At 35.0% G+C, this 25,150-nt stretch carries 22 protein-coding genes and 1 tRNA gene; 9 read left to right on the forward strand and 14 right to left on the reverse strand.

All coding sequences use genetic code 11. The features are described from left to right. The first annotated feature begins 284 nt into the window (after positions 1 to 284). The 9 genes from IHE43_RS21860 to IHE43_RS21900 all read left to right on the forward strand — a co-directional run bounded on the left by IHE43_RS21860 (position 285) and on the right by IHE43_RS21900 (position 9,074). Positions 285 to 986 carry a hypothetical protein gene (locus IHE43_RS21860; protein WP_192185857.1) on the forward strand — a complete coding sequence of 234 codons (702 nt, stop codon included), beginning with the start codon at positions 285 to 287 and terminating at the stop codon, positions 984 to 986. A 76-nt stretch (positions 987 to 1,062) separates the two neighbouring features. Then, positions 1,063 to 1,527 (forward strand): DUF962 domain-containing protein, encoded by a 465-nt coding sequence (locus IHE43_RS21865; RefSeq protein WP_192185858.1) that lies wholly within the window; start codon positions 1,063 to 1,065, stop codon positions 1,525 to 1,527. Positions 1,528 to 1,810: 283 nt separating this feature from the next. Then, entirely contained in the window at positions 1,811 to 2,557 is a 747-nt protein-coding gene (locus IHE43_RS21870; protein WP_192185859.1) for a hypothetical protein, read from the forward strand. 109 nt (positions 2,558 to 2,666) lie between these two features. Then, complete coding sequence (locus IHE43_RS21875) at positions 2,667 to 3,347, forward strand: metal-dependent hydrolase (RefSeq protein WP_192185860.1); 681 nt, start codon at positions 2,667 to 2,669, stop codon at positions 3,345 to 3,347. 163 nt (positions 3,348 to 3,510) lie between these two features. Then, the gene (locus IHE43_RS21880) at positions 3,511 to 4,419 is read left to right on the forward strand and encodes an alpha/beta fold hydrolase (RefSeq protein ID WP_225585252.1); all 909 of its coding nucleotides are present in this window, start codon (positions 3,511 to 3,513) and stop codon (positions 4,417 to 4,419) included. Positions 4,420 to 4,693: 274 nt separating this feature from the next. After that, positions 4,694 to 6,496 (forward strand): VIT domain-containing protein, encoded by a 1,803-nt coding sequence (locus IHE43_RS21885; RefSeq protein ID WP_225585254.1) that lies wholly within the window; start codon positions 4,694 to 4,696, stop codon positions 6,494 to 6,496. Between the two features lie 13 nt (positions 6,497 to 6,509). Further along, a complete protein-coding gene (locus tag IHE43_RS21890; protein WP_192185862.1) occupies positions 6,510 to 7,940 on the forward strand; it encodes a carboxypeptidase-like regulatory domain-containing protein in 1,431 nt (476 codons plus the stop codon). 328 nt (positions 7,941 to 8,268) lie between these two features. Continuing rightward, positions 8,269 to 8,460, forward strand: coding sequence for a hypothetical protein (locus tag IHE43_RS21895; RefSeq protein WP_192185863.1), 192 nt, complete (start codon positions 8,269 to 8,271; stop codon positions 8,458 to 8,460). 155 nt (positions 8,461 to 8,615) lie between these two features. Beyond that, the gene (locus IHE43_RS21900) at positions 8,616 to 9,074 is read left to right on the forward strand and encodes an SRPBCC domain-containing protein (RefSeq protein ID WP_192185864.1); all 459 of its coding nucleotides are present in this window, start codon (positions 8,616 to 8,618) and stop codon (positions 9,072 to 9,074) included. Positions 9,075 to 9,125: 51 nt separating this feature from the next. On the opposite strand, the gene IHE43_RS21905 is transcribed toward IHE43_RS21900, so the two are convergent. The 14 genes from IHE43_RS21905 to IHE43_RS21970 all read right to left on the reverse strand — a co-directional run bounded on the left by IHE43_RS21905 (position 9,126) and on the right by IHE43_RS21970 (position 25,141). After that, a tRNA-Arg gene (locus IHE43_RS21905) sits at positions 9,126 to 9,199 on the reverse strand. 62 nt (positions 9,200 to 9,261) lie between these two features. Continuing rightward, positions 9,262 to 9,711 carry a GatB/YqeY domain-containing protein gene (locus IHE43_RS21910; protein ID WP_074659845.1) on the reverse strand — a complete coding sequence of 150 codons (450 nt, stop codon included), beginning with the start codon at positions 9,709 to 9,711 and terminating at the stop codon, positions 9,262 to 9,264. A gap of 256 nt (positions 9,712 to 9,967) precedes the next feature. Next, entirely contained in the window at positions 9,968 to 11,965 is a 1,998-nt protein-coding gene (gene ftsZ, locus IHE43_RS21915; RefSeq protein ID WP_192185865.1) for a cell division protein FtsZ, read from the reverse strand. Between the two features lie 84 nt (positions 11,966 to 12,049). Beyond that, on the reverse strand, positions 12,050 to 13,474 hold the full coding sequence (gene ftsA, locus IHE43_RS21920; protein ID WP_192185866.1) for a cell division protein FtsA: 1,425 nt from the start codon (positions 13,472 to 13,474) through the stop codon (positions 12,050 to 12,052). A gap of 6 nt (positions 13,475 to 13,480) precedes the next feature. Beyond that, entirely contained in the window at positions 13,481 to 14,203 is a 723-nt protein-coding gene (locus IHE43_RS21925) for a cell division protein FtsQ/DivIB (RefSeq protein WP_192185867.1), read from the reverse strand. Then, a complete protein-coding gene (gene murC / locus IHE43_RS21930; protein WP_192185868.1) occupies positions 14,190 to 15,539 on the reverse strand; it encodes a UDP-N-acetylmuramate--L-alanine ligase in 1,350 nt (449 codons plus the stop codon). Before murC ends, IHE43_RS21925 begins: the two co-directional genes overlap by 14 nt. Positions 15,540 to 15,693: 154 nt before the next feature. After that, complete coding sequence (gene murG, locus IHE43_RS21935) at positions 15,694 to 16,779, reverse strand: undecaprenyldiphospho-muramoylpentapeptide beta-N-acetylglucosaminyltransferase (RefSeq protein WP_192185869.1); 1,086 nt, start codon at positions 16,777 to 16,779, stop codon at positions 15,694 to 15,696. A gap of 42 nt (positions 16,780 to 16,821) precedes the next feature. Then, complete coding sequence (locus IHE43_RS21940) at positions 16,822 to 18,138, reverse strand: FtsW/RodA/SpoVE family cell cycle protein (RefSeq protein WP_192185870.1); 1,317 nt, start codon at positions 18,136 to 18,138, stop codon at positions 16,822 to 16,824. A gap of 79 nt (positions 18,139 to 18,217) precedes the next feature. Next, positions 18,218 to 19,549, reverse strand: coding sequence for a UDP-N-acetylmuramoyl-L-alanine--D-glutamate ligase (murD, locus tag IHE43_RS21945; RefSeq protein ID WP_192185871.1), 1,332 nt, complete (start codon positions 19,547 to 19,549; stop codon positions 18,218 to 18,220). Between the two features lie 66 nt (positions 19,550 to 19,615). Beyond that, entirely contained in the window at positions 19,616 to 19,966 is a 351-nt protein-coding gene (locus IHE43_RS21950) for a four helix bundle protein (RefSeq protein ID WP_192185872.1), read from the reverse strand. 52 nt (positions 19,967 to 20,018) lie between these two features. Then, positions 20,019 to 21,251, reverse strand: a complete 1,233-nt coding sequence (mraY, locus tag IHE43_RS21955; protein ID WP_192185873.1) for a phospho-N-acetylmuramoyl-pentapeptide-transferase — start codon at positions 21,249 to 21,251, stop codon at positions 20,019 to 20,021. An 85-nt stretch (positions 21,252 to 21,336) separates the two neighbouring features. Beyond that, positions 21,337 to 22,800, reverse strand: coding sequence for a UDP-N-acetylmuramoyl-L-alanyl-D-glutamate--2,6-diaminopimelate ligase (locus tag IHE43_RS21960; protein ID WP_192185874.1), 1,464 nt, complete (start codon positions 22,798 to 22,800; stop codon positions 21,337 to 21,339). After that, on the reverse strand, positions 22,797 to 24,803 hold the full coding sequence (locus IHE43_RS21965) for a penicillin-binding protein (RefSeq protein WP_192185875.1): 2,007 nt from the start codon (positions 24,801 to 24,803) through the stop codon (positions 22,797 to 22,799). The genes IHE43_RS21960 and IHE43_RS21965 overlap by 4 nt, the downstream gene beginning before the upstream one ends. Then, positions 24,794 to 25,141, reverse strand: a complete 348-nt coding sequence (locus IHE43_RS21970; protein ID WP_192185876.1) for an FtsL-like putative cell division protein — start codon at positions 25,139 to 25,141, stop codon at positions 24,794 to 24,796. Before IHE43_RS21970 ends, IHE43_RS21965 begins: the two co-directional genes overlap by 10 nt. Positions 25,142 to 25,150: the final 9 nt, after the last annotated feature.

The following is a 25,150-nucleotide window of genomic DNA, read 5'->3' on the forward strand; positions in this document are numbered from 1 at the left end:
AGATTTTAACGGAAATAAAATCGATTAATTGTGAAATAGATATTCACAATTTCTAATAAATTTTGGCTCTGAATAACTCTTATTTTTCAAGTTACTATTTATCAGACAATAGCATATAAAACAATCACAAAATTGCGAATTAACTTATAAATATTTAATAAATTTGTACTAGCTAAATCCTATAAATGAGAATATTACAAGCCAGTTAATTTTTTAAAAAAGAGTAGCCAAAAGCAAATTTTATCGGATAACCCAAACTACTAAGAACGTTAAATACCACTAAAATGAAACTTACCAATTTTTTAAGCGAACAAGGTTATGACTTAATTGAAGGGCCTGTTAGAAATCATAAACCATTGCAATTATGGCTGAAAAAACCTTTTGATGAGGCTCAGCTTTACTATGACAATATCAGCCATGCCTTTAAGAGCGATATTGTATTGACAGAAATCGAGAACGCAGCCCTGAATGTCGATTATACCAAAAAAGATGATTACGTATTTAACATCGGGATTACACTTTTGGGAGAAATATTGAAAACACTTGGACTCGGAACATTCGGAATAACATCAAAAATACAATCCGGAAAAACGGTAACGATCAGCTATGGAAATTCGGTTACCAGAGAATATACGATCGGAAATCTTGAAGAATATTTTTACAGTGCTGATTTCCTGCATCCGAATCCTTCTCTTTTAAGAAATATCAACCAAAATTATCTTTTATTGACAACAGGAACTGTTTTTGCCCAAAATCTGGTGGTCGATATTGAAACCGATTTTACTTTGAACGCCGCCTTTGTTGCCAGCCTAAATGAAACTGCCGAAGGTAAACTTGATTTCTCGACAAGCAATTTAAATAAACTAAAAATGACATCTAATGTAGGCGTCTCTTTTCCGATTGCGGTTAAAGCCAGCCGAATTGATTATGACAGAAGCCGATTTAAAAAATTAATTCAGGTTACGGATAGTAATAATATCTTTTAATTGCCTGAACAATTCTTTCAGACTCCTGATAAACTGAAGAAAATTTTATTAGATTTACATACCTAAATCCAAAAAAATGAGAACATTAGAACAATGGTTTGAAGAATATGCAGTAAGTCATCAGAACCCTAAAAACAAGGCTATTCACTATGTTTGCGTACCTGCTATTTACTTTTCTATAGTGGGTTTACTGATGAGTATTCCGAATGGAATAATTGCCAATACATTACAATTAAACGCGCCAATTATCGAAAACTGGGCGGTTGTTGTATTGCTTTTTGTACTTATTTTTTACATTCGATTATCAGTTGCGATGGCAATTAAGATTGCTATTTTCTCCGCTATTTGTCTGGTTGTGAATTATTATATCGGCCAATTTGTTCCATTGTGGATGTTCTCCATCGGAGTTTTTGTAATCGCCTGGATTGGGCAGTTCTACGGACATAATATTGAAGGCAAAAAACCTTCTTTCTTAAAAGATCTTCAGTTTTTAATGATTGGACCGGCCTGGGTTGTGGAGAATTTGTTTTCGAGAAAATAGGTTTTTGAATACTGATTGATGGCACGCGGATGATACGGGTTATGGTGGTTTTTTTATTTTGATTTTTTTTGCGCAAGCTTGTCATTTCGAGGAACGAGAAATCCTCGCAAGTAACTCCGCAAAGAAAATCCAATCTTTGTCGAGCTTCCCGCGAGGATTTCTCGTTCCTCGAAATGACAAACAGATTAAAAAATAACGGTTCAAAATCTATTAATCTTTAATTTTCAAGCTTAATAAATAATCTCTTAACTTTATCTTTCTAAAAAAACCAAATCAATTGGCTATGAGGATAGATAACAAAGAGGTTAAAATTGAAAGTTATGATATTTTCACCTACAGAAGAATCAGGCGCGCTATTGGTTATTTGGGCATTAGTCTGCCGATACTTTTAGTTGGGTTATCTTATATCTCTTTTTTTAAAACGTCACTTCAGCCTTCCATAAGCAATTATTATTATACCAATCTCAGGGAAATTTTTACCGGAACTTTGGCCGCTGTCGGATTATTTATGATTCGGTACAGAGGCCACGGCAATGCTTCCTTTTGGAAAAATGACAATCTGCTGACCAATATCGCTGGAATTATGGCGATTGGCGTAGCATTATTCCCTATGAACCCCGATGATTTTGCTACTAAAATTTATACGCTAATTCCATATGCTGAAAAAGCACTGGGCTGGCTTCATTATGCTTTTGCGGCTGTACTTTTTTTAATCATGGCTTTATTAGCCATTAATGTTTTTACAATTGGTCATGAAAAAGAAACGCGAGATCCTAAAAGCATTTTAAACGAAAACAATATTTATCGCTTTTGCGGTTATTCGATTATTGTTTTTGTGGTTCTGGTTCCCATTTCTGAGACTTTTAAATTCTTCCGTTATTCCACTTTAATTTTAGAGGCTCTTGCCCTCTTTGCTTTCGGAATCGCCTGGCTGATTAAAGGTCGCGCTTTAGGTGACAGCGGTGAAATTGGTAAAAAACTATATCAGGAAAATAATCCTGTGGATACCGAAAAAGTATTTGAGGAATAGCCACTTGTTATTAGGATAGCAGGAAGAAATTTCAGTGGTATATTTTTTGGATAAAAGAAGTTAACTATTTTGAATATAGACCATTATTAATTTTATAACGCTATGTATTATGAAAGTAACTTATTACGGGCATTCTTGTTTCTCCGTTTATGCCAATGGAAAAAACATTCTTTTCGACCCTTTTATTACGCCCAACGAACTGGCAAAAGACATTGATGTTGACGCTATAAAAGCCGATTATATTTTTATCTCCCACGCGCATTATGATCATATTTTAGACGTCGAAAGGATCGCCAAAAATACCGGAGCTAAGGTTTTGGGGAATTTCGAAATCTATAACTGGCTCTTAAAAAACGGCATCGAAAATGCACATCCGATCAATCCGGGTGGAAAATTTGATTTCGATTTTGGACGCGTGAAATGCGTGATTGCACAGCATCCGAGTAGTTTTATGGATGGAAGTTATGGCGGAATTGCCTGCGGTTTTGTACTCACAACATCAGACGGAAATTTCTATTACAGCGGCGATACAGCCCTGACTTTAGACATGCAGCTTATTCCGAAATTCACCAAACTTGATTTTGCCGTTTTCCCAATTGGCGACGGATTAACAATGGGAGTTGAAGAAGCTATCGAAGCTTCAAAATTGGTTGGAGTTACTAAAATTCTGGGCGTTCATTACGACACTTTTGGCTTCATTGTAATGGATCATGAAAAAGCAACAACTGCTTTTACAAATGCCAGTCTGCACCTTTATTTACCAAAAATTGGTAGTACAATTGAAATATAATTTTTCTAAATATCGCTAAAAAACATTTTCACTTAACGAAATAAAGCAGAAAACAAAACTGTTAAACAGCTCCATATCTCAAAAAACACAGGATTATAAATATTTTTAATCAAGGCATTAAAATTGTTTCTGAAGTTTATCATTAACCAGAAATTCAAAAGCAATGAGAACACTTACATCTTCATTTGTTTTTTTGATGCTTATAACAAATTTATCTATTATGAATGCACAAAAGAGTAGCGCGCTAAATTCAACTACCGAATTTGCCGATGTTCCGGGCCGAAAAATTGCGTATCGTTCTATTGGACAAGGAACGCCAATTATTTTGGTAAACCGCTTTAGAGGTACACTTGATACGTGGGATCCATTATTTTTAGATCAATTGGCCGAAAACTATCAGGTAATTACTTTTGATTACAGCGGAATTGGTTATTCAACCGGAACTTTAGCAACCGATTTAAAAGAAGTTGCCAAAGATGTAAAAGATCTGGCAGATTTTCTGAAAATCAAAAAAACGATCATTATGGGCTGGTCTTACGGAGGATTGGTAACACAAGTTGCCACTCTCCTATTTGATGATCTTATTACCCAAACGGTTTTATTAGGAACAGGGCCTCCGGGTGAAAGAGTTGTTCCGCTAGAGCAGGCTTTTCTGGACTCGGCTTTAAAACCAGTAAATGATTTTGATGACGAAATTGTTTTGTTTTTTGAACCGCTATCAGAAGCAAGTAAAATTGAAGCCAAAGCATCACACGACCGAATTGCAAAGCGAATTGATGTTTCTAAAATTCCGTCGACTATGGATGTTTTTCAGCTTTATTTTCAGGGCAGCGCAGGTTTAACCGAAGACAAAGATGACTTTAAAGGAAAACTTAAAACTACCAAAACACCCATTTTGATTATTTGTGGAGATCACGATATTAGTTTTGCGGTCGAAAACTGGTATCCGCTAACACGACAATTACCAACAGCACAACTTATTGTTTTACCACAAACGGGGCATGCGCCTCAGCATCAGCATGTGAATTTGGTGGTGAATTATATTCATGCTTTTCTGGAAAATTCGAAATAAATCGAAATATTATAAAATAGGAAAATGATATTTCTTTTGAAAACGAGTCCCCTAGCCCTGATGGGAGGGAAAATCCTTTTGTGTCCGCCGCGGCGGACACAAAAGATTGGAAGGACAGCAGGAAACAGCTCCTTAAAAAACTACTAAAAATTAAAAAAAACTTCTTTATAAGGCTTTTTATAAAGAAGTTTTTTCATTCGTCCCAACCTTTTTATAAAAATAGTACTCTATAGTAATAGAGAAGTTTCTTATGGAAAACTTAAAACTATATTTTATGAAAAACATACTTCTAATTTCGCTGTTATTCTTCGGATTTTTTACTCAGGCACAAAGTCCGCAATTGAATGTAAAAGGTAAAGATTCTTCTTTAGTCCGACTAAACCAACTTAAGGTCGCTGTAAAAATTGTGGGCAATATTGCGTACACAACAACTGAAATGCATTTTTATAACGGAACCAATCGTCAGATGGAAGCCGAACTTATGTTTCCGTTACCGGAAGGGGTTTCAGTTTCAAGATATGCGATTGATATTAACGGAAAAATGCGTGAAGCGGTTCCGGTAAACAAGAACAAAGGAAAACAGGTTTTTGAAGCCGTTGAACATCGTCGTGTTGATCCGGGATTACTCGAAAAAGTAGAAGGAAATAATTTCAGAACCCGTATTTATCCTCTAATGCCGGGCAAAGAACGCATTGTAATTATTGGCTATGAACAAGAATTAAGCAGTTTTGATGCAACCCATTTGTCGTATCAAATGCTGAGCAATTATTCAGGGAAACTGGATGTTTTTGAGTTGAATGTCGCGGTTTTGGGGGCAACCGCGGCACCAACCATTGCCAATGATGAAGGGATTCTGGCTTTAGAAAATCAGAATCAGGCTTATTTGACTTCTATTAAAAGAGAAAATTATCAGCTTAAGGATAAATTAGTAATCACGATTCCGATTCGTGCTGAAATTCAGAGTGTTGTGGCACAAAGTGTTAATGACCAACATTATTTTTATGCCAATACGATTTTGGATAATCCCAAAATACTAAAGAAAAACCCAGCTAATATTGGTTTAATCTGGGATGTTTCACTAAGCTACAAAAACCGAAACGTTAAGAAAGAACTGCAATTGCTTGCAGCGTATTTTAATCAGTTAAAAAACGTGTCAGTGACTTTGTATTTTGCGGGTTACAATTTTGAAAAAAAGAATACTTATGTCATTCAGAATGGCGACTGGTCTGCCCTGAAATCTGTTTTAGAAAACGTGGTTTATGATGGCGGTACCCGGTTCTCAAAAATCAAACTGCCGGTTCATGACGAGTATATGTTTTTTACGGATGGCTTATCTTCTTTAAGCAGTAACCTCCTGACTACAACCAAAAAACCAATTTATACGATAAGTTCTCTGGGTTCATCAGATTATGCTTTTTTGAATTATAATGCGATAAAAACGGGTGGAAATTTTATTAATCTGAATCAGTTAAAAGTTGAAGAGGCTTATGATAAATTGATGTATCAGAGTTTGAAATTTCTGGGGATCAAAGAAAATTATCTGGTAACCGATTTATACCCAATGACCGGAACGCCGGTTTCAGGAAGTTTTAGCGTTGCCGGAATTTCATTGAAAAGCAAAAATGATGTGGTATTGCTTTTTGGTTACGATGAGAAACCTGTTTTAGAAAAAACAATTCATATTGATGCTACAATTTCGGTTTCGGGAGAAATTAGCATCGAAAAATTGTGGGCACAAAAGAAAATTGCCAATCTCGAAATTCAATACAAAACAAATGCTGATGAGATTGAAACCCTTGGAAAACGATACGGAATTGTAACGCAAAATACCTCGCTTATCGTTTTAGAAAGCCTGCACGATTATATTCAATATGACATTATTCCGCCTGCCGAATTAAGAGCGGAGTTTGATAACGTCATGAAACAGCAAATGGCAAGTGCACAGGCAAAGAAATTTAGTAATTGGGAAAATGTGGCTAGTTATTACGAACAGCTTAAAACATGGTGGGATAAAAACACTAAATATAATATTCCGAAACCGATGCCTGTGCCAAAGAATCCAAAAAACAGGAGCTAATGTAAATGGGAACGTGAGAGGTATTGTCTTAGATCAAAGCGGTATTCCGTTGCCTGGTGTTAATGTTACTATAAAAGGTACTCAACTTGGTACAGCGACAGATTTTGACGGAAAATTTAGTCTTAACGCAGCTTCCGGACAAATTCTTGTCTTTTCTTATATCGGAATGAATACTCAGGAAGTTACAGCCGGAAGAACCCGAAATTATAGAATAACCATGACGGATAATGCAGGCGCACAATTAGAATCTGTTGTTGTTACTGCAATGGGAATAAGCCGTAGTCAGCGAGATGATGTTGAAGAAGACGAAGAATCAGATAAAAAAGAAAAAAGAAGTTACACTACTTCTTCTGCCATGATGGTTCGCTCTGAGAGTATTACACTTCCAGCTCCAAACACTCAAAAAGCATTGGCTGGGCAAGTTGCGGGAGTTGCTGTTGGTACCGGTACCGCAATTGTTGCTGATAATACTATTCAGAATCAAAATGTGGTAGATTCCAATCTGGATGTTACCGTTGGTTATTCTGGCTTTAATCAAACCAAAGTCAATACCTGGAATCCGGACAGAATTTATTTGAAAGCTTTAGCCAATGCTCCGGCAGAAAAAAGATACAGTGTATATCTTGAATTGCGTGCCGACCAAATCAACAATCCGAATTTTTATTTTGATGTTGCCAATTACTTTTATGATAATGGCGACAAAGAAAAAGCCTTATTAGTATTAAGTAACATTGCCGATTTAGGTTTAGAGAATCATCAACTTTACAAATCGCTGACTTATGTATTACGCCAATGGGGAACGTATGAAGATGCCTTGTTTACCGCTTCTCAGGTTGCAAAATGGAGAGAACAGGAACCGCAGGCACATCGTGATTTAGCTTTGACTCTGGAAGACAACAAACAATATCAGGCTGCTTTTGATGAATTGATTAAAGCCTTAGAAGTAAATTATTTTGGCGAAATGAGCGGACAATATTCTGGTGTTGAAGACATTATTTTAATGGATTTGAACAGAATGATTCAGGAACACAGCGGCATTAAAACAGACAAACTGGATAAAAAATATTTGAATAAAATGCCCGTTGCGATCCGTATTATTCTAAACTGGAATCAAATGGATACGGATATCGACCTGCACATCATAGAACCAACCAGCGAAGAATGTTATTACGGACATCGCGACACCGAAATTGGCGCTCGTTTCTCTAAAGATTTCACACAAGGTTATGGTCCGGAACAATATTTATTGCGAAATGCAGTTAAAGGAAAATACATCATCAAATCGAATTATTTTGGAGAAACAACCCTAACCGAAAACGGTCCAACAACGGTTATGGTTGAAGTTTACACCTCTAAAAATGGTGTTACAGAGCGAAAACTACAAACGATTCAGCTTGGTAAAATCAAAGAAAATCAAAACCTTGCAGAAGTTGTGATTGATTAATTATTGAATTCATTTTACCGAAAAAGGTTTTAATTGACATATGAAAGTATGTCATTAAGACCTTTTTTCTTGTCTTTGTTTTTTATTTGGAGCAGAAGAATTTCGTTTTCAAAACACGTTTGGTCCCGCTATCCCTTTCAATCTTTTGTCCGCCGCGGCGGACAAAAGGATTTCCTCCCGAAGCCTCGGGACTATCGGGGCTAGATTAGAGGTTTTTGGTTTTAATTAGATGTATATCAAAACATAAATAATTTCTTATTCTTTCTTATCTTCGTTACTTGGTTAATCTTTGAAATCATATAGAAACAATATATAAAACATTGAAATCATGGAAAATAAAAAAGTAGTAAACTTTATCTTTTGGATTGTTGCCATCATTTTAGGTGTAACATTATTCAAGCAATTCGATTTTGAAACTTTTAAATTTGAGAAGCCTGCACTGGCAGTTATATACCTACTGTGTTTTGCATTTGCAGTTTTTATTCTGGTAAAAAATTCTAAAAAGGGAACTGAGAAATAGAAAACTCTATTAACCTTCAATTTGTTTTGTGTCATATTAACCGCTACAAAGTTCGCAAATCGATTGAAGCGCAGGAAGTTATGTTATGTAAAACGACCGCTAGTATTACAGATAATAACAATTTGAAAGATTAATCTAACCAAATATTAAACATTATGAAAAAGTTACAATTTAAAGTAAGCATCAATGCCCCTGTAACCAAGATATATGATTTTATGCTTGGCATTAACAGTAAATCAACTTACGAACAATGGACTTCCTTGTTTAACCCCACATCAACCTATGAAGGAAGTTGGGACAAGGGAAGTAAAATGCTGTTTATTGGTGTAGATGAAAAAGGAGAAAAAGGAGGCATGGTTTCCAAGATAGCTATAAACGTTCCACATCAGTTTGTCTCTATTCAACATTATGGGCTTTTAAAAGCGGATAAGGAAATAACAGAAGGACCAGAAGTAGAAAAATGGGCAAACGGATTTGAAAACTATACCTTCGAAGAAAACAATGGGACTACAACCGTTACTGTTGACTTAGACACAACAGAAGATTTTATAGATTATATGAATGATAACTATCCCAAAGCACTCGACAAGCTGAAAGAAATTTGTGAAGAGTAGCAATTAAAAAAGCCTGAGAATCTATATCCTCAGGCTTTTTCATTTTTAAAGTGACCGCGGAGGGGTTCGAACCCCCAACCCTCAGAGCCGAAATCTGATATTCTATCCAGTTGAACTACGCGGTCAAAAACTTAAATTTTCAATTTTTTAAAATTCCAAATTCCAAAGTGTATTGGAATTTGGAATTTTAAACCAATAACTTTTTAACGATTGCAGAGATGGTTTTTCCTTCAGCAGTTCCTCCTAATTGAGCAGATGCTAATCCCATAACTTTACCCATTGAAGCAATTCCCGAAGCTCCTGTTTCAGCAATGATTTTGGCTACTACTGCTTCTACTTCTTCTTCGCTTAATTGAGCTGGCAAAAATTTCTCGATTACAGCAACCTGAGCCAATTCTGGTTCAGCTAAATCAGGACGATTTTGCTCTGTAAAAATTCTGGCGCTTTCTTTACGGGTTTTAACCAGTCTCTGAAGTAATTTAACTTCATCATCTTCAGTTAATTCTTCTTTTGATCCTGAAGCTGTTGCAGCCAATAACATTTCAGATTTAATTGCTCTTAATGCTTCTAATGCTACTGTATCTTTTGCTCTCATGGCAGTTTTGATCTCGTCCATGATTAATGTTTGTAAACTCATTGTTTTATTTTATTTAAATAAGCCAGGCTTATATATTATTGTTATGATCATTTGAATTGTTTTGACTATGATCAGTTGTCAGGCTGAGCGGAGTCAAAGCCCTTTTAAGGTAAGCCTTCGACTTCGCTCAGGGTGACAATATTTCTTTTAAAACATTCTTTTAAAAGTCAAATTTTAAAATTCTGTGCGAAGATAAAAAAAATAACCCGAAAATTAAATCCAATTTTCGGGTTATCCTAATATTATGAATGTAAAATTAATCTACGTTGTCGTGCAAAAATGAATTGTTTGAACGCAATTGTAAATCGTTATTACTATCAGTACCAACAGATATTCTTGAATTGGTTGTATTCGACTGATTATTTGAAAGATCAATACCTAATCTTTTGTAAGCAGGTTCTTTTTCAAGTTCATCAATTCTCGAAACATTATTATGGAATTTATAGTTAAATTCTTTTAGTTTCTTTCTTCTTTCTTCAGCTCTTAAACGTAACGTTTCTTCGATAGTCAATTCCATTGGAGAAACATTTGAAGTCGTTGAGAAATCAGCTTCCTGAGCAAAATCAACCTTTTGTTTCAACTGAATATTCAATTCAGCAGGAATTACATCTTCTACCGCTTTTTCAATTGGTTTTGATGTCATCAAATCATTTTCAACCTCCATATATTCTTCTAAAGAATATTTTATAACTCCGTTTTCAGCAACTTCTGTTACCGGTACGAATTGTACAGGATCGTTAACTTTGATATTACGTGTTTCGTTTGTTAATTCGAATAAAATCTTAGTCTCTTCAACAACCGGTTCTTTTTTTACTTCTGGCTCAGTTCTGAAAAGAGGCAAATCAAAAGAGAAAGTTGTTTGTTCTTCTCTTTCAAAAGTCCTTTGCTGAACTGGTTTTACTTCCTGAACAAATTCTGCTGCCGGAGCTGAAATAGTAAAATCGATATCTGTAATTGGCGAAACGATTTCAAAAGTTACATCAAGATTTTTGATAAACTCTGACATCACTACTAACTCTTCCTGATTGATAGTTGGAGCAACTGCAACTGGAGCAACAGGAGTTGGAACTATTGGAGCAATCGTATTAGCAAAAGGCTCATCTTCCATTAATTCAAAAACAACTTTTTCTTCTGATTTCGCAGTAGGTGTTTCAGCATTTAAATCAAAAGAGGTAACCGTTTTATTCGTTAAATTATGAACACTTCTTTGTTCATCTTCTAACGTATGAATGATTTTCTTAGGTTCTGTATTTACAATTTCATTTTGTTGTTCAACATCAAAACCAGTCGCAATAATAGTTACCGCAATAGCCTCGCCAAGAGTTTCATCTTCACCAACTCCCATGATAATATTAGCATTATAACCTGCTTCTGCCTGGATGTGATCGTTGATTTCTCCAATTTCATCAAGCGTGATTTCATTAGATCCAGAAACGATAAGCAACAATACGTTTTTGGCTCCTGTAATTTTGTTGTCGTTTAATAACGGAGAGTCCAATGCTGAAATAATAGCTTCTTTTGCTCTGTTTTCACCTGTAGCAACAGAAGATCCCATGATCGCAGTTCCACTGTTTGACAAAACAGTTTTTGCGTCACGTAAATCGATATTTTGAGTATAGTGGTGCGTAATTACTTCAGCAATACCTCTTGAGGCTGTTGCCAAAACTTCATCCGCTTTAGAGAATCCTGCCTTAAAACCAAGATTTCCGTATACTTCTCTTAACTTGTTATTATTGATAACGATTAACGAATCGACTTGTTTACGTAATTTTTCGATTCCTAAAAGGGCTTGTTCCTGACGAACTTTCCCTTCAAACTGAAACGGAATTGTTACGATACCAACCGTTAAAATCTCTCTTTCTTTTGCTAATTGTGCAATTACCGGAGCAGCACCCGTACCTGTTCCACCACCCATACCAGCGGTAATAAATACCATCTTAGTACCACGGTCTAACATTTTTTCGATATCAGCGATACTTTCAATAGCAGATTGTTGTCCTACATCAGGATTTGCTCCTGCTCCAAGACCCTCTGTTAAGTTCATCCCTAACTGAATTTTATTTGGTACAGCACTATTCTGAAGTGCTTGCGAATCTGTATTACAAACGATAAAATCTACCCCTTTAATACCTTGTTTAAACATGTGGTTGATTGCGTTACTTCCGCCTCCTCCTACACCTATTACTTTGATTACATTTGATTGGTTTTTTGGTAAATCAAATGAAATACTTCCAAATTCTGAGTTGCTCATCATCTTTTTGGTTTTGAAATTCTTATTAAATACATTTTTTACTTCTTGACTTGGGGCCAATAGTAATCCTTTTCGTCTATTATTATTTTATTCTGCGTTGTCTAAAAAATCTTTGATTTTATCGACATAACGATCAAAAAATGATCTTCTTATTTTTGTTTCGGTAGATTCTGCTTCAACTGTAGTATTATTTCTAACTTCTCTTGACTGCTCTATAGTTTCTACTCTTTCAACGTAGTTTTCTTCAACTTCGTATCGTTGTTGTACCGGTTGTTGTGCCTGAGGTGGAACATTTCTGTAAACCACTTTTGGCTGTTCGTTAACCAACTCCATTCTAACAGCGCTTTGTGTACTGTTTTCGATGCTGTTCATTACCAGACCAACTGCAGTTGCAAACAACGGGCTGGAAATTTCTTCGCTTGAATTTCCTGCTAAATGCTCATTTGGATATCCAATTCTGGTGTCCATTCCGGTAATGTACTCTACTAATTGTTTAATATGTTTTAGTTGAGCTCCACCACCTGTAAGAACGATTCCGGCAATTAATTTTTTACGAGGATCTTCGTGTCCGTACGCTTTAATTTCGGCAAAAACCTGTTCAATAATTTCCACCACACGGGCGTGGATAATTTTAGATAAGTTTTTAAGCGAAATTTCTTTTGGCTCTCTGCCTCTTAATCCTGGAATAGAAACAATTTCGTTGTCTTTATTTTCACCCGGCCAGGCCGATCCAAATTTTATCTTTAAAAGCTCTGCCTGTTTTTCAATAATCGAACATCCTTCTTTGATGTCTTCTGTAATTACATTTCCTCCGAAAGGGATTACAGCAGTATGACGAATGATTCCATCTTTAAAAATGGCTAAATCTGTTGTTCCGCCACCAATATCGATAAGCGCAACACCAGCTTCTTTTTCTTCCTGACTCAAAACAGCATCTGCCGAAGCCAATGGTTCTAATGTCAATCCTGATAATTCAATTCCTGAACTCTGAATACATCTTCCAACATTTCTGATAGAAGAGGCCTGCCCAACTACAACGTGAAAACTAGATTCCAGTCTTCCACCGTACATTCCGATTGGTTCTTTAATTTCAGATTGTCCGTCAATTTTAAATTCCTGAGGCAAAACGTGAATGATTTCTTCTCCCGGTAACATGGCCAGTTTATTTACCTGGTCAATCAAAAGCTGAATATCTTTTTCGCCAATTACTTCTTCCGGATTGCTACGGCTGATGTAATCTGTATGCTGAATACTTCTGATGTGTTGTCCGGCAATACCCACAACAACATCTTTTATTTTATAACCTGAATTGTTTTCTGCTTCTAAAATAGCTTGTTGAATTGATTGGATAGTTTGTGTAATGTTGTTTACAACACCTCTCGCAACACCCAAACTTTTGGATTTCCCAATACCCAAAATTTCCAACTTGCCATACTCGTTCTTTTTGCCTATCATGGCAACGATTTTGGTTGTTCCAATATCTAGACCTACTGCAATGTTATCTTTTTCCATTTTCTATTATTTTGTGCAAACTACTTGTTCCGTAAACCTAAGGTCAATTTTTTTGTATTTGTATAACGAACTATCTAAAACTGCTTTTTGAAAAAAGGCTTTATAGTTTTTAAATTTCTTATCAACATTCATCGTTCTGCCAAAATCGATGAAGTAATCATAATTTCTATTAAACATTTTTAGGCTACCATTAGGCATAATTTGAATTGCAATGATGTTTTTTTTCAAAAACGCATCGTCATAAATTGTGCGAAATAAGGTAGCTAAATCTTCGTTATTTTTTTCATTTATTGCCCCCGAAACAAGAGGAACCCGCGCCGTAAAATTGTCTGATAAAGGCATTTTATTACCCTCATAGTCAATATAAAAAGAGTTATCACCATCATAAACTCTCGCTATTGGTGTCTTCTGTTTTACTATCGCTTTTAGAACCCCGTCGATACTTACAAAAACATCTGACTTCTCAATCATGTCTTGCGTATCAAGGGTTTTTTCTATGTTATTCAAATCTAACTCATCTTTTCGGATACTGGAAGCGTCTCTTTTATTTTCTATTAACAATTTATTAACCGATTCCGGCTTAACAAACAGTGTGTTTTCTCCCACAAAAACAACCATAGATTTTTTCAATTTTCGATCGCCATTTCGATGTTGAGCGAACGAATACAAAAAAAGTACAAGCCCAAAAATGAGAATCAATCGAATATTTGTCCAATTAAATATTTTCATTTAGCATTTTTTTAATTGACGGAACCATTTCACCAATATCACCAGCTCCTATTGTCACAATTATTGGCGCATCACTGGCTTTGATTTCCGCTAATAAATCATTTTTTGCAACAATTTTTTTGTTCGAACTTGTCATTTTTCCTAACAGCCAATCAGATGTAATTCCTTCCATCGGTAATTCGCGTGCCGGGTAAATATCCATTAAAAACACTTCATCAAATTGTGATAAACTTTCAGCAAATCCATCAGCAAAATCTCTTGTTCTGCTAAATAAATGCGGCTGAAAAATTGCCAAAACTTTACGCCCTGGATACAATTCCGTAACAGCCTGATGCACAGCATTTATTTCTGTTGGATGATGTGCATAATCATCTATATAAACCAAATTATCAGATTTAATCTGGTAAGAAAAACGTCTTCTGATTCCGTTAAATGAAGCAATGGCTTTTGCAATGGAGTCGGTCGGGGTGCCAAACGTTTTAGCCATTGCAATAGCCATCAGTCCATTCATTAAATTGTGTTTTCCAGGCAATCCAAAATGCAGGTCTTTCATGATTTCTGATGGTGTCTGCACATCAAAAACATAACTTCCATCTTCAATACGAACATTGAACGCCTTATATACAGCATCTTCATTTATAGCACATTGAACTCCTTCAAGAGGCAATTCTTTGGTTATAAAGAGTTTGCTTTTGTCTTCAACTTTCGAAGCAAATTCTACAAACGAAGCCTCAATAGCATCGCTCGTTCCGTAAATATCTAAATGATCAGCATCCATAGAAGTGATACAGGCAATATTTGGATGCAAATGTAAAAATGAACGGTCAAACTCATCAGCTTCTACAACAGTTACTGTTTTTCCGGTTCCAATTAAATTTGAATTATAATTCTCTACAATTCCGCCCACAAAAGCAGTTACATCTGCACCACTTTCATATAAAATATGACCCAGAATACTTGATGTTGTTGTTTTTCCGTGTGTTCCGGCAACTGCGAAACTAAAAGTATCTTTAGTAATGATTCCTAAAACTTCAGCGCGCTTTTTAATTTCATAATTTCTTTCGATAAAATAATTCCATTCCGAATGTGTTTTTGGAACTGCAGGGGTAAAAATCACCAACGTATTCTCTATAAAATAATCACTTGGAATCAAATTAATATTATCTTCAAAATGAATATCAATACCGCTTTCAATTAATTCATTTGTCAACATTGACGGCGTTTTATCGTAACCTGAAACCTGTTTCCCGATATATTTGAAATAACGGGCCAGCGCACTCATTCCGATGCCTCCAATGCCAATAAAATAAACGTTCTGTATTTGATTTAAATTCATTTTAATTTTATTTTTTGGGCTATTTACATCTAGTTTTATTTTGTAAAAAACTAGCTATTAAGCCTTTGTACTTTATCTTCTTTAATAACCCAAAATACCTAAAATAGCATTCTGTTTTCTTTCTCGTGTTCTATAATTTTGGGCAAAATTTATATTATAACAACTTTTTAATTTCGTCTACGATAACTTTTGTTGCATTTGGCATTGCCAATTTTTTAATGTTTGCACTTAATTGTTTCTGCTTTCCGTCATCTTTCAATAGAGCTTCAAAAACAATACTAAATTGACTGTCCAATTCTGATTCTTTCAATAAAATAGCGCCTTTTGCTTCTACAATTGCCTGTGCATTTTTTGTCTGATGATCTTCGGCTACATTTGGCGACGGAATAAAAATTACTGGTTTCCCAACAATACACAACTCCGAAACCGATGATGCTCCGGCACGTGAAATAATCACATCTGCAGCAGCATAAACAAAATCCATTCTTTCAATGAAATCAACTACTCGTACGTTTTGCTGATTGTGTTTTTTATAATCTTCAAAATATAATTTCCCGCATTGCCAAATAATCTGAACATCCTGCGAAAGCATACTCTGCAGTTCTTTTTCAATTAACTGATTCACTCTTCTGGCGCCTAAACTTCCGCCCAAAACCAAAAGCGTTTTCTTATTCGGATCTAAACCATAAAAAGCAATTGCTTCCTCCTTTTTACTTTCGATATCAATTAAATCCTGACGAACCGGATTTCCAGTCAATACGATTTTTTCTTTTGGAAAAAACCGTTCTAAATTTTCATACGCAACACAAATGGCATTTGCCCTTTTGCTTAGTAATTTATTCGTAATTCCAGGAAAAGAATTTTGTTCCTGAATCACTGTTGGAATTCCTGCCTGACCTGCAGCTTGCAATAAAGGCCCACTGGCAAAACCGCCTGTGCCTATAACTACATTTGGCTTAAATTGTCTGATGATTCTTCTTGACTCTAATAAACTTGTTGCCAATTTTAATGGAAACATCAAATTTTGCAATGTCAGCTTTCTTTGTAAACCTGCAATCCAAAGCCCTTTTATTTCATAACCTGCCTGAGGCACTTTTTGCATTTCCATTTTATCCTTTGCACCTACAAAAAGGAATTCAGCATCAGGAAATTGTAATTTTAATTCATTTGCAATCGCAATCGCAGGATAGATATGCCCTCCTGTACCGCCACCACTTAGTATGAATTTATAATTTGTCATCTTTTAAAAATTTTACTCTTTAAAAACTATTCTGTTCTTAACTTATTTATTTAAAACGGCATTAATAGGATTTCTCGAATTGTCCTCAATTGAATACATCATTCCTTCTTCTTCATATGTTTTTTCATCAGCAGGTAAATCTTCTTCTGCCAATTCTTTATCAATTAATCTTTGAAGTGCTTCTTTTCTTCTTTCTTTCTCTTCTTTTTCTTCGGCTATTTCTTCATCTTTTTTAGTTACGCTGATGATAATTCCGAGAGAGAAACAAGTCATCCAAATTGAACTACCTCCACTACTAATCAGCGGAAGTGTCTGCCCCGTTACCGGTAATAATTCAACTGCAACCGCCATATTGATCATCGCCTGAAATATCATTGGAAAACCGAGCCCAACGACGACTAACTTCCCAAATAACGTAGTTGCTTTATGAGATGCAATGACAAATCGGAACAGCAATAATAAATACAAAAGCAATATCGAAACCCCTCCCACTAAACCATATTCTTCAACTATAATGGCATAAATAAAATCGGAAGAAGATTGTGGCAAAAAGTTCTTCTGAACGCTTTTTCCTGGTCCTAATCCGCCTAATCTTCCAGATGCAATCGCAATTTTCGCTTTTTCAATTTGGTAATCATCTTCATCAGGCTTGTCTGTGGTAAAGTTCGTAATACGACTTTCCCAGGTTGATACCCTGCTAAAGAATCTTGAATCCGGAAAAGCTTTAGCTACCAAAAGAAAAAACGCCAGCATTGCAATTCCTGAACCTATAATAAAACCAATATACTTTAATGGATATTTACCAATAAATGTTAACATCATAACCATAGCGAAAATCAACGCTGTGGTCGAAAAGTTCGCAGGCAAAATAAGTACCAATGTGATAAAAACCGGTACCCAAAGCTGTATGAATGAAACCTGAAAAGGTTCATTTTCCTCTTTCTTTTTTGACAAATAGCGTGCTACAAAAATAAACAGCACAATAGCAGCCAAAGTTGAAGTCTGAAATGTGATTCCGATAAACGGCACCTGAATCCAACGACTTGCATTTGCTCCGGCAATTACGGTTCCTTTCAACAATGTATAAAGAAGCAAAAACCAAACAATCGGCAAAGCTATTTTTGAAATCGCCCGGAAATAATGATAAGGCACTTTATGAACCCAATAAATAATCAGGAAACCGATACAAATATGAGCCAGGTGTTTTACCAAATAACCCAAAGTATTTCCGGTTCCGTGACCGATGTAGGCTAAATTACTACTCGCACTAAAAACAGGCATAAACGAAAACAGCGCTAATAAAGCCACGAATGACCATATTACTCTATCTCCTTTTAATTTGTTAACCAATTCTTTCATAGTGCTTAGTTTCAAGTTTTTCTTGTTTCAGGTTTCAAGTTCCCACATAACGTGAAACTTGAAACTTGAAACTTTTTTTCTACAAGTTATGTACAGCTTGTTTGAATTGTTTTCCACGATCTTCATAGTTTTCGAATAAATCGAAACTTGCGCAGGCTGGAGACAATAAAACAGCATCACCTTTTTCTGTTAATTTCTGTGCTGTTTTTACAGCATCATTCATATTGTTCACTTCCACCATGATATCAACTACGTTGCCAAAAGCTTCAATAATTTTACGATTATCGATTCCTAAGCAGATGATAGCTTTTACTTTTTCACGAACTAGTGACATCAATTCGTTATAATCATTTCCTTTATCAACACCACCAACAATCCATACGGTTGGAACGTTCATACTGTCTAAAGCAAAGAAAGTAGCGTTTACATTTGTTGCTTTTGAGTCATTGATATATTGAACATTCTGAATTTTTAATACTTTTTCTAAGCGGTGTTCTACACCTTGAAAATTAGATAAACTTTCGCGAATTGTTGCATTTCTAATTTGCATCAATTTTGCTACAGAGCTTGCTGCCATTGCGTTTTTCATATTATGTTTTCCTTCTAACGCAATGTATTCTGTTTCCATTGTAAACTCTTCTTGGTTGATCTTTATTTCCATTTTGTTGTTATTTATAGAAGCCCCTTCATCGAATTTTTTAGTCAGCGAGAAAGGAATTAATTTTGCTTTTGTTGTGTTGTTTTTTAACCATTCTGCGCTTGCCTCATCATCTGCATCGTAAATAAGATAATCGCTTTCGGTCTGATTCATTGTTATTCTGAACTTCGCATCAATATATTTTTGATATTTATACTCATATCGGTCTAAATGATCCGGACTAATATTTGTAATTATGGCAATATCTGGCCTATAATCTACAATTCCATCAAGTTGAAAACTACTGAGTTCAAGAACGTATGCATCAAATTTATTTTCAGCAACCTGCCAGGCAAAACTTTTTCCGATGTTTCCTCCTAAACCTACATTCAAACCAGCCGATTTCAATAAATGATAGGTCAACATTGTTGTTGTTGTCTTACCATTACTTCCTGTAATTCCAATTGTAAGTGCTTCTGTAAAAGGTTTAGCAAATTCAATTTCCGAAATAACTTTTACTCCGGCTTCAATCAGCTTTTTTACTATGGGAGATTTCTCAGGAATCCCCGGGCTTTTCATAACCACATCCGCATTCAAAATCAGATCTTCGGTATGTTGTTCTTCCTCCCAGGCTATTTTATTAATGATAAGAACTTCTTTATAACTCTCTTTTATCTTTCCAAAATCGGATACAAAAACATCGTATCCCTTTTTCTTCCCTAGAATAGCAGTACCTACACCACTTTCTCCTCCTCCTAAAACAACTAATCTCATACTCTATTTAATTAAAAATTGAGAATTAAAAATTAAAAATCACTTGTGACCTTATATTCTAATTCTTTATTTTCCTTTTAGGGTTATTATAATTTTTGCTAATATTCTGCAAATTTCATCAGCCGACATATAGATACTGTTGAATTCATTTACAGAGATATAATCTGTTGCTTTTAATAATTTCAACCAATAAATAGTTTCTCTTGCTTCCTTATATGAAATCTCAAGCTTAAATAAAAACTCTTTATCAGAACGTCCTCCAATTGATTCTTCGATATTTGCTCCAATTGAAGTTCCACATCTTAAAATTTGTTTACTTAAAACAAATTCCTTTTTTGTACTGGTCAGATATTTATATAAATTGATTATTCTAACTGCAAAATCAAATGATTTATCCTGAATAATATTCTCTTTCATTTACAAGAACGTGTAACTTTTAATTTTTAATTCTCAATTTTTAATTGAAATCCTATCTTAATTTTAACGTAACGATTGATAATATGGCTAACATGATGGCAACAATCCAGAAACGGGTCACAATTTTACTTTCGTGATATCCTTTTTTCTGATAATGATGATGTAATGGCGACATCAGGAAAATTCTGCGTCCTTCACCGTATCTTTTTTTAGTGAATTTGAAATAACTCACTTGTAAAACAACTGAGAAATTCTCCACTAAAAAGATTCCGCACAATAACGGAATCAATAACTCTTTACGAACTGCAATAGCTAAAACTGCAATGATTCCACCAATGGTCAAACTTCCTGTATCACCCATAAAAACAGATGCGGGATACGAATTATACCAAAGAAACCCTATTAGAGCTCCCACAAAAGCAGATATAAAAACTGTCATTTCCCCTGAATTTGGGATATACATGATATTCAAATAATTAGAAAAAATAATATTTCCCGAAACGAATGTAAATATCCCGAGCGCGAGGACGGACACTGCCGACGTACCGGCCGCGAGACCATCAATACCATCTGTTAAATTAGCGCCGTTAGAAACCGCTGTAATAATGAAAATCACAACCGGAATAAAGATCAACCAAGCCCATTTCTCATATCCTTCACCTGTCCAGGCTAATATTTCAGCATAATCAAATTCATTGTTTTTTACAAAAGGAATTGTAGTTGCAGTTGATTTCTCTTCAATTGGAGTTGGCAGAACAACCGTTGTATTTGTTCCGGTTTTATAAATGTCAGTTCTTCCTGTATCAGTTCGCACCGTTACAGCCGGATTAAAATAAAGTACTGTTCCAACAATAAGTCCCAAACCAACCTGACCAATTACTTTAAAAATTCCTTTAAGACCTTCTTTATCTTTTTTGAATATTTTAATATAATCATCAATAAAACCGATCGTTCCCATCCAAAGTGTGGTTACAATTAGCAATACGATATAAATATTATGCAAACGAGCAAATAACAAAACAGGCACAAGTGTTGCAAAAATGATTATTAGTCCCCCCATTGTTGGCGTTCCCGCTTTTTCATTTTGTCCTTGAAGACCAAGTTCACGAACCGTTTCACCTACCTGTTGTTTTCTCAAAAAGTTGATGATTCGCTTACCGTAAATCGTAGATAAAAGCAACGAAAGCATTAATGCTAAAGCCGATCTAAAAGTGATGTACTGAAAAACTCCTGTTCCCGGTATATCTAATGTTTTGTCAAAATATTCAAATAAATAGTATAGCATATCTTTCTATTTTAAAATCCAATTTTTTAAATTCCAAATTCCAACATTTCAATTGGAATTTTAGAATTTGGAATTTTCATTTTTGTTATTTTCTTAGTTGATCTAAAATTTCTTTTACCGTTTCCATATCATCAAAATGATGACGAACACCATTTATTTCCTGATACGTTTCATGGCCTTTTCCGGCAATTAAAATAATATCATTTGGCTGAGCCAATTGACAAGCCGTTTTTATAGCTTGTTTTCTGTCGGTTATTCTCAATATCTTTTTATAATTATGAGCTTCCACTCCTTTTTCCATTTCATCTAAAATCACTTCAGGATCTTCGTTTCTTGGATTATCAGAAGTTAAAATTGCTTTATCACTCAAGTCTGAAGCAATTTTAGCCATAATTGGTCTTTTGGTTTTATCTCTGTTTCCGCCACAACCAACAACTGTAATCAATTGCTCGTTTTTGGTACGGATATCATTAATCGTTTTTAAAACATTATCCAATGCATCCGGCGTATGTGCATAATCTACAATTGCAGTAATGTTTCCTTCTGAAACAATATATTGAAAGCGACCCGAAACACTTTCTAAGTCAGACAGTAAACGCAATGCTTCCAAGCTATCCATTCCTAGTTCAACTGCTGTTCCGTAAATTGCCAAAACATTATAAGCGTTAAAAGTTCCAATCAGTTTAACCCAAACTTCATTGTCATTTACTTTCAATAATAAACCAGACAATTGACTTTCTAATATTGTTGCTTTAAAATCTGCATAAGATTTTAAGGCGTATGTAAATTTTCTGGCAGCCGTATTTTGAAGCATTACAGTTCCATTTTTATCATCAATGTTTGATAAGGCGAAAGCTGTTTTTGGCAATGAATCAAAAAATGACTTTTTTACATCTCTGTATTCTGCAAATGTTGGATGATAGTCTAAATGGTCGTGCGAAAGATTTGTAAAAATCCCTCCAACAAAATGCAATGCTTCTGTTCTTTTTTGATGAATTCCGTGCGAACTCACTTCCATAAAACAATGCGTAACACCAGCTTCAATCATTTCATTTAAATAATGATTAATTGTAATTGAATCCGGAGTAGTGTGCGTTGCATTATATTCAGTTGCATCCACCATAATTTTTACGGTAGACAACAAACCTACTTTAAAACCAGCTTTTTGAAACAACTGAAACAATAACGATGCAATTGTTGTTTTTCCATTTGTTCCAGTAACTCCTACCAATTTTAGCTTTTCCGATGGATTTCCAAAATAATTAGCCGCCATAAAAGCCAAAGCCGTATTGGTATCCTTTACTTTTATATAGGTAATTCCTTTTTCAATATTTTCAGGTAGCGTATCACAGAGAATTGCAGTCGCCCCAAGCTGAATTGCTTTTTCAATATAATCATGTCCATCTGAAAGTGATCCGCGAATAGCTACAAAAACATCATTATCTTCAATTTTTCTTGAATCAAAATCAATTTTGTGCACTCCGATTTCTGTCGAACCTGTTACAGATTCAATCGCTACTTTATATAATATGTCTTTCAGTATTTTCACGATAATTCTAATACTATAATTGTGTTTTTACTAATATTTTGTCCAGCTTGTAAAGACTGTTTTTTTACTTTTCCTACTCCATTTACTTTCACTTTCAAACCTAAGTTTTCTAATAAAGCAATAGCATCCATTCCTGGCATTCCTTTTAAATTCGGAATCTGATTCGTTTTTTTATTTGATTCTTTATCAAACTTATCATAACTGATTTCCTGTTTTGGAATTTTAGAATCCAGCTGTTTAATTTTATTGGTTGAAGGCGCATCTGTAAAAATCTTTTGGGCAATTCTTTTAAAAACCGGTCCCGCAACATCTGCTCCGTAATAATTATTTTTAGATGTATTTGGTTTATGCACTACCACAATACATGAATATTTAGGATGATCTGCCGGAAAATATCCAACAAAAGAAGAAGCATAATACATTCCTTCTCTTCCTGCCTTACTATAATTTACCATGGCTGTCCCTGTTTTTCCTGCCATCGGAAAATCTTTTGAATATAACTTAGAACCTGTTCCTTTTTTAACCACATTTTGCAAAACTGCTTTTACTTTTTTAAGCGTTTCAGGCGAACAAATCTTTGAATTAATCACTTCTGTATCAAACTTTTTAATGGTTTTATTCCATTCTTTAATTTCTGATACAAATTGTGGTTTTACCATTACGCCATTATTTGCAACTGCATTATATAATGTTAAAGTCTGCATTGGCGTAACCGAAACATTATATCCAAAAGCCATCCACGGAAGCGTAGTTCCTGACCAATGTTTGTCTCCGGGCTGCGGAATATAAGGCCTTCCTTCTCCTTTAAAATGCAATCCTAATGTCTTATTTAATCCGTATCCATTAATATGATTTACAAACTTAGAGGGGTTATTTTTGTAATTTTCATAAACCGCCTGAACCATTACTGTATTTGACGAAAGTTCGAATCCGCGGGCTAATGAAACTTTTCCATAACCACCTTTATGCGAGTCACGAACTGCACGTCCGTAGTATCTGATTTCTCCACCGTGACTATCATAAACCGTGCTTGTATCTGCTACTTTATCTTCTAAAATTGCCATCAAATCGACCAATTTAAAAGTAGATCCAGGTTCATGAGATTCTGCTATCGCATAATTTGTAGTTTCAAAATATGATCCGTCTTCTGCTCTTCCTAAATTCGAAATCGCTTTTACATGACCTGTTTCTGTATCCATTACCACCACACAACCGTGATCAGCTTCGTAATCTTCCAGCTGTTTTAATAAAGCGTGGTGCGCTATATCCTGGATAAAAACATCAATTGTTGAAATTACATCATAACCATCCTGAGGATCAACTTCATTGACATCACGAATAGGTTTCCATTGCCCTTTTGCAATTTTTTGTTTTAGAATTTTACCGTCTTTACCGTTCAGATAACTTTTAAATGCCCATTCAATTCCTTTTCCAACTTCTACTCCAGTTGCCGGATCTATTCGGTCATAACCAATCGTTCTTTCAGCAATTTTTCCAATCGGGTGTTTTCTTACCGTTTCCTGTTCGATTATAATCCCACCTTTGAAAGCTCCTAAATTGAATAATGGAAAACCTTTAATTTTCACATATTCCGTATAACTTAACTTACGGGCAATCAAATAATAACGATTTTTATTTGCTCTTGCTTTTCTTAATTCCTGTTCGTAATAACCTCCCGGTCTATCCAAAACAGTAGCCAATGAATCTGATAATGCTTTTACGTATTTCTCGAAAGTTTCTGTTTTTGGCGCTTTTGCATCAAATCTAATTTCATAGTTAGGAATTGATGTTGCGAGTAAACTTCCGTCTGCCGAGTAAATATTTCCTTTGTTTGCCGGAATCACAAAATTTCTAACCGTACGCTGTTTTGCCAGTTTTCTGTAATAATCTCCTTCAACCCATTGAATATTGGTTAATTTAACGACAATAGCAATTGCCATCACAAAGATGAAAACTGCTACGAGGTAAATTCTGTAGGATATATATTTATCGTCTACTGCCATATTCTTTTAAAGAAACTTTTTTCTTCTTCTTTTTTAACTTCTATTTTTACTGGAGGAACTGTCGATGGAAAAATCTGTTTTTCTAACATTTTATCTGATATCGTTGATTCCATTTTCAATTTCATTAATTCTGAACGTCGGTCTACAAATTCAGATCGCAATTCTTTTACTTCATTGCTCAGTTTTGCTATTTCGAAAACCTTTTGCTCGTAACGCTGTGTATTGGCAATCATCAGAATAGCTAACAGAATTATAAAAACAATGAAGCGCCAGTTTTTTACTGCATCATCATTGATTAGAAATCTTGCCTTTAATATGCCAAATACTCCACTTTTCATTTTCTACCT

This window comes from Flavobacterium sp. MDT1-60 (assembly GCF_014844035.1).
GTDB lineage: Bacteria > Bacteroidota > Bacteroidia > Flavobacteriales > Flavobacteriaceae > Flavobacterium.

What these genes read in the sequence shown, in the direction of transcription:
- IHE43_RS21860 (WP_192185857.1), top strand. Translation starts at nt 285, where the DNA reads ATGAAACTTACCAATTTTTTAAGCGAACAAGGTTATGACTTAATTGAA.
- IHE43_RS21865 (WP_192185858.1), top strand. Translation starts at nt 1,063, where the DNA reads ATGAGAACATTAGAACAATGGTTTGAAGAATATGCAGTAAGTCATCAG.
- IHE43_RS21870 (WP_192185859.1), top strand. Translation starts at nt 1,811, where the DNA reads ATGAGGATAGATAACAAAGAGGTTAAAATTGAAAGTTATGATATTTTC.
- IHE43_RS21875 (WP_192185860.1), top strand. Translation starts at nt 2,667, where the DNA reads ATGAAAGTAACTTATTACGGGCATTCTTGTTTCTCCGTTTATGCCAAT.
- IHE43_RS21880 (WP_225585252.1), top strand. Translation starts at nt 3,511, where the DNA reads ATGAGAACACTTACATCTTCATTTGTTTTTTTGATGCTTATAACAAAT.
- IHE43_RS21885 (WP_225585254.1), top strand. Translation starts at nt 4,694, where the DNA reads ATGAAAAACATACTTCTAATTTCGCTGTTATTCTTCGGATTTTTTACT.
- IHE43_RS21895 (WP_192185863.1), top strand. Translation starts at nt 8,269, where the DNA reads ATGGAAAATAAAAAAGTAGTAAACTTTATCTTTTGGATTGTTGCCATC.
- IHE43_RS21900 (WP_192185864.1), top strand. Translation starts at nt 8,616, where the DNA reads ATGAAAAAGTTACAATTTAAAGTAAGCATCAATGCCCCTGTAACCAAG.
- IHE43_RS21910 (WP_074659845.1), bottom strand. Translation starts at nt 9,711, where the DNA reads ATGAGTTTACAAACATTAATCATGGACGAGATCAAAACTGCCATGAGA.
- ftsZ (WP_192185865.1), bottom strand. Translation starts at nt 11,965, where the DNA reads ATGATGAGCAACTCAGAATTTGGAAGTATTTCATTTGATTTACCAAAA.
- ftsA (WP_192185866.1), bottom strand. Translation starts at nt 13,474, where the DNA reads ATGGAAAAAGATAACATTGCAGTAGGTCTAGATATTGGAACAACCAAA.
- IHE43_RS21925 (WP_192185867.1), bottom strand. Translation starts at nt 14,203, where the DNA reads ATGAAAATATTTAATTGGACAAATATTCGATTGATTCTCATTTTTGGG.
- murC (WP_192185868.1), bottom strand. Translation starts at nt 15,539, where the DNA reads ATGAATTTAAATCAAATACAGAACGTTTATTTTATTGGCATTGGAGGC.
- murG (WP_192185869.1), bottom strand. Translation starts at nt 16,779, where the DNA reads ATGACAAATTATAAATTCATACTAAGTGGTGGCGGTACAGGAGGGCAT.
- IHE43_RS21940 (WP_192185870.1), bottom strand. Translation starts at nt 18,138, where the DNA reads ATGAAAGAATTGGTTAACAAATTAAAAGGAGATAGAGTAATATGGTCA.
- murD (WP_192185871.1), bottom strand. Translation starts at nt 19,549, where the DNA reads ATGAGATTAGTTGTTTTAGGAGGAGGAGAAAGTGGTGTAGGTACTGCT.
- IHE43_RS21950 (WP_192185872.1), bottom strand. Translation starts at nt 19,966, where the DNA reads ATGAAAGAGAATATTATTCAGGATAAATCATTTGATTTTGCAGTTAGA.
- mraY (WP_192185873.1), bottom strand. Translation starts at nt 21,251, where the DNA reads ATGCTATACTATTTATTTGAATATTTTGACAAAACATTAGATATACCG.
- IHE43_RS21965 (WP_192185875.1), bottom strand. Translation starts at nt 24,803, where the DNA reads ATGGCAGTAGACGATAAATATATATCCTACAGAATTTACCTCGTAGCA.
- IHE43_RS21970 (WP_192185876.1), bottom strand. Translation starts at nt 25,141, where the DNA reads ATGAAAAGTGGAGTATTTGGCATATTAAAGGCAAGATTTCTAATCAAT.